We start from the raw sequence: 5,120 nt of genomic DNA on the forward strand, positions 1-5,120 counted from the left end.
CGCAATGTTGGGAATTAGTTGATAAGTTAATGCGTTTAAGTCGTCATAAGCTCGATAATTATTTACGAGGTATGAGAGCTATGAAGCTTATACAGTCTACTTTTTAGCTCTCATGTCGCCCCCCCAGAACGTCAATATTAGCGGTTATTGAAAACTGATAATGGACTGTTTCCATTAATTCATCTCCTTAACGGAGATTGTAACATGTGCGTTTGAACTAGACCGTGTAATATTTAGAAGTTTCCATTAATTCATCTCCTTAACGGAGATTGTAACCAATAGGTTGGGAGTGAAAAAGAATCACCCAACCGTTTCCATTAATTCATCTCCTTAACGGAGATTGTAACCACTATCTCAAAGCAAGCGGGTATCGATACTCAAGTTTCCATTAATTCATCTCCTTAACGGAGATTGTAACGCAACTAGTACCATGTCCTGACGGTATCGCAGCCGGTTTCCATTAATTCATCTCCTTAACGGAGATTGTAACGAATCAAAGCCAGTATCAGCAATCACATCCATCTTTGTTTCCATTAATTCATCTCCTTAACGGAGATTGTAACCATAATGAGATGTATAAACGAGATATAAACACCACCGGTTTCCATTAATTCATCTCCTTAACGGAGATTGTAACCCCCGCGTTCTGCACGAATCTCAATCTGGCGGGTCAGTTTCCATTAATTCATCTCCTTAACGGAGATTGTAACCAGGGTTTTTTGGTGGTATCCATGATATGAGAAAATCGTTTCCATTAATTCATCTCCTTAACGGAGATTGTAACTTTTGATGACATTGGTGTTCAGACCGTAGATTTACACGACGTTTCCATTAATTCATCTCCTTAACGGAGATTGTAACTATATCCAATCATACCCAGATGAGTATTTTCAAGGTTTCCATTAATTCATCTCCTTAACGGAGATTGTAACTTGCTTCAATTGTAACAACTTTTAAAACTACAATTGTTTCCATTAATTCATCTCCTTAACGGAGATTGTAACGTGATCGCGATGGGACAAAAATAGCGATCACTGTTTTAGTTTCCATTAATTCATCTCCTTAACGGAGATTGTAACTCCGCCAATCTTCAGATATACGAGATGCGCTTGGCAAAATCCGTTTCCATTAATTCATCTCCTTAACGGAGATTGTAACTTCATGGCTTTATATTAGTAGTCAATGAATCCAGCCACTGTTTCCATTAATTCATCTCCTTAACGGAGATTGTAACACTGTACGAAAGTATGCAGTTTTGGCCATATAGCCATCCGTTTCCATTAATTCATCTCCTTAACGGAGATTGTAACTATTCATGATGTTTTGATTGGTAGTTCTTATGTCGTTTCCATTAATTCATCTCCTTAACGGAGATTGTAACCCGGAGAAAAATACCGTTTATTGGTACTCGGTTAATCCCGTTTCCATTAATTCATCTCCTTAACGGAGATTGTAACCATCCCCTCATGCCGGATGGTTGTCAATTGAGTATAGTTTCCATTAATTCATCTCCTTAACGGAGATTGTAACACTTAAGTGTTAAGAAGATTAGATAATAACATCTTGCGTTTCCATTAATTCATCTCCTTAACGGAGATTGTAACTCTGATAATTGCCAATTCCATGGCAACATTTACACAGTTTCCATTAATTCATCTCCTTAACGGAGATTGTAACTCCGACCCTCCAAAACCTTGTATACCAAAGTTTCCCAGGTACAATTGCGAGAACCTAATCATTTTCCCCCTCCACTTGCCCCCTTGTCAACATCAAAATACCTCAAACCCTTACCCTGTCTACTGCGAGACCATTTTCTCTCAGCCATCCCCTCAAATCCCCATCCCGCCTACCATTCATCCATCATCGACTAATCAGTAACCTTCCATACCAACCTCTCCTCGCCAGGAATGTCGGGAATGTAGGGAGGGTGGGGAGTGTGGGTAATGTGGGGAGATGGGGAGATGGGGAGATGGGGGGAATTATCCTGACATTATACTATAGCACTACCTATTAAAGTTAGGACATTGATACAAGCTGAAAAGCTCTTGAAAGAAACTTTTGCCTCTTGCCTTGCGCGTAGCGCTATAATTCCTCATTCGCACTACTATTATAGACAGTTAGAGGAACCTTTTAATAGGATAACCCCAGAAGTGTTTCAGCTATAGGGAATCGGGAATCGGGAATCGGGAATCGGGAATCGGAAATAGCGATGGGCTGTATCAATACAGGGAATAAACCTCAAAGAAGACTATACCTCATAACTGCGATAAACGCTATCAACCCTAGAAGTATTCAATCCAGTAATAAACCTTTACCAAAGTAACTGATATCTGTGTTCCCTGCTCCGTGCTCCCTGTTCCCTGCTCCCTGCTCCCTGCTCCCTGCTCCCTGCTCCCTGCTCCCTGCTCCCTGCTCCCTGCTCCCTGCTCCCTGCTCCCTATTTCAACAATTAATTTTACTTTTGTCCGACTACTTATAAAACAATAAATACCAGAAACATGAGCAAAAATCCTATTAAAAATACCCACACTGCCCTAATCTGCCATTTCCTGATCGGTCCCCCCGGCAGCGGTAAATCCACCCTTGCCAAAGAAATTGCCAACTTGGGCAATTACCGGATTATCTCCACCGACCACATCAGAAAAGTGCTCTACGGCCACGAGAGTATTCAGGGCAACTGGTCAGAAATTGAAGCAGAAGTTCTATCTCAAATTAGTCAAGGGATCGCCTCTAACCAACCAATTATTTATGACGCCACCAATGCCAAGCGACCCTGGCGCATGGCATTACTAAATCAGCTAACCATAGAACTAAATTCCCAGCCCTTATTGTGGATGGCGTGGCACCTCTGTACTCCCCTAAAAACCTGCCGAGAGTGGAACCGCAAACGCTCCCGCCAGGTGCCAGAATACGTCATTGAAAGTATGTTCAAATCCCTGCAAAACTTCCCACCCCTGACTGCCGAGGGATTTGCCGCTGTCAACCAGGTAAAGGGAACTGTTGATGGCTTCGATATCTCCAAAATCCAGAAGAAAATCAAAGGTCTTCCTCGCACTCTCACCAATCGCACTAACCGCACCCATCATAGTCAAATCACCCTCCATCCCTACTCGTCCCTGTTAGATTTTGACCGTTTGTTGCATCTGATTGCTTTAATTATTCGTTATCCCAACATAGGCACCTTGCACAGCACTGACCCAACTGAGATCGAACGGGTTTTGGGAACAGTGCCCGAATTTGCCACTCCCCTCGAAGAAGTGTGCGCTTTGATGGCCAAACTCAACGGAGAAATCTATGCTGACCGGAATGCCATTGCAACAGATTTGCAGTGGCTACAGGACAATGGGCTAATTAACAGCAATGATCACAATAGACTTCTTGCAGAAGTCGGGAACAGGGAACAGGGAATAGGGAACAGTGGACAAGAATTGAGGGAAAAACTATCAGAAAAATACTTTTGCAAGAGGTCTAATGGTGAGCTACAAATCCCCATTGTCAAGAATCCCCATCTACTCACCCATGCCTATTCCGATCTAGAACCCTTTCAGCGGCTGATCAAGACAATTCGGTTTATCTTGCATCATCCTTTTTTGCCAAAATCCGAAAATAGTAGCCTCAAAACCTTGACCAATGCCCTCCAAGAAGATGGTGTAATCATTGGCAATGGCATCGATACCCTGCGCAAAGATATCGAAAAAATCCTCAAACCCTATAAACTATTACGCAACTTTCCCCTCAAGCAAGGCTATTTTGCAGGCACCGGGATATTCTCTACGCAGGAACTGGGTAAAGTATTTGCAGTACTGCAATCACAAGCCAAAAGTTTAGACGATCCCATGGCACTCTCGACCTATGAGATGTTCCAGCAACGGATGACCCAATCAAAATTAGACCACCCTTCCACCTATCCAGTGCGAGCAATTCGCAATCGCTGTATCGTAGATACCGACTCCCTGCAGGCTTCAGCCTTGCTCAATCATCTAGACAAACTAGAAAATGCGATCGCCCAAGGGGAATTATTAGAATTAAATCGAATTAAAGGCGGTGGCCGATTTGCTGGAGATCACGACAGATTTTTTCAGGCTTGGCCCCTGCAAATAGTATTTTACAATCACGCCTGGTATTTAGCATTTCAGCACCACGGCGGTAACCAAGATAAACTATTCCGGTTTGAACGATTAGACCGACTCTTTCTCGGTCGTGCTCTTGGCCAAACCCGCGATATGAAACAACAATGGCAATCCTTGCAGAAGCTCCAAAAACTCCACCAAGCAAGTGCCGGATTATTTCTTGGTAATAGTGCTAGGGAACAGCAACAGTTACTCAGTAGCAATAAATCAGAACGGTCAGCAGTTCAGGTCACCTTTGAACTGTGGTTTAATGACGATATGTTCCGATTTGTAAGTGAAGGAACCAAGCGCTTCCAACACATTAAAATGTCTCCACCCTTAACAGCAAATACCAGCTTCTCTAAATCCTTGTTTTCACTTCCTCAAACCAAAGACCCCAATTTTCCCAATCGCTTTCAAGCGATATTGCCCAAGTGGGCATTAGACGATATCGATTTTTTACGCTGGATTATCGGTTTTGGCGGCCAAGTTAAAGTAGTCCAACCTCAAGAATTAGTCGATAAAATTCATAAAATTGGCGCTGATATTTGTAGGGTTTATCAGGAATAGGGAGTAGGGAGTAGGGAGTAGGGAGTAGGGAGTATAATTAGTATAGTAAGCTATCAGCTAATAGCTATTAGCTATCAACTTTTATTCAAAGGCAAACGGCTGACGGCTGACGGCTGACGGCTGACGGCTGACGGCTGACGGCTGAATGCTTAATTAGTATAAAGCTAACGGAGTATAATTATGAATCAGGCAATACATGAGAGAGTATACTGGACTATTCATGACCTAGAATTGCTACCAGAAAATGAAGGAACACGCTACGAAATCATTGATGGAGAATTATTTGTGACTAGAGCGCCTCATACTAAACATCAGCAAACCTGTGGCAAAATTTTTCGACAGCTAGATGCTTGGTCTGAAGCAAGTGGTTTAGGAGAAGCTATTCCTAGTCCCGGTGTCCTGTTTTCCGAATCCGATAATGTTATTCCCGATGTCGTTTGA

At 42.7% G+C, this 5,120-nt stretch carries 3 protein-coding genes and 1 CRISPR repeat array; all 3 genes read left to right on the top strand.

Features of this window, described 5'->3' with window-relative positions:
- Positions 1-167 precede the first annotated feature (167 nt).
- Positions 168-1,677: direct repeats of the CRISPR family, unit length 37 nt; unit sequence GTTTCCATTAATTCATCTCCTTAACGGAGATTGTAAC.
- A gap of 655 nt (positions 1,678-2,332) precedes the next feature.
- The gene (locus F6K52_RS32095; protein ID WP_293088457.1) at positions 2,333-2,479 is read left to right on the top strand and encodes a hypothetical protein; all 147 of its coding nucleotides are present in this window, start codon (positions 2,333-2,335) and stop codon (positions 2,477-2,479) included.
- 19 nt (positions 2,480-2,498) lie between these two features.
- Positions 2,499-4,679, top strand: a complete 2,181-nt coding sequence (locus F6K52_RS32100; RefSeq protein ID WP_293088459.1) for a WYL domain-containing protein — start codon at positions 2,499-2,501, stop codon at positions 4,677-4,679.
- Positions 4,680-4,859: 180 nt separating this feature from the next.
- Complete coding sequence (locus tag F6K52_RS32105) at positions 4,860-5,120, top strand: Uma2 family endonuclease (RefSeq protein WP_364420764.1); 261 nt, start codon at positions 4,860-4,862, stop codon at positions 5,118-5,120.

The organism is Moorena sp. SIO3H5 (assembly GCF_010692395.1).
GTDB lineage: Bacteria > Cyanobacteriota > Cyanobacteriia > Cyanobacteriales > Coleofasciculaceae > Moorena.

What these genes read in the sequence shown, in the direction of transcription:
- F6K52_RS32105 (WP_364420764.1), top strand. Translation starts at nt 4,860, where the DNA reads ATGAATCAGGCAATACATGAGAGAGTATACTGGACTATTCATGACCTA.
- F6K52_RS32100 (WP_293088459.1), top strand. Translation starts at nt 2,499, where the DNA reads ATGAGCAAAAATCCTATTAAAAATACCCACACTGCCCTAATCTGCCAT.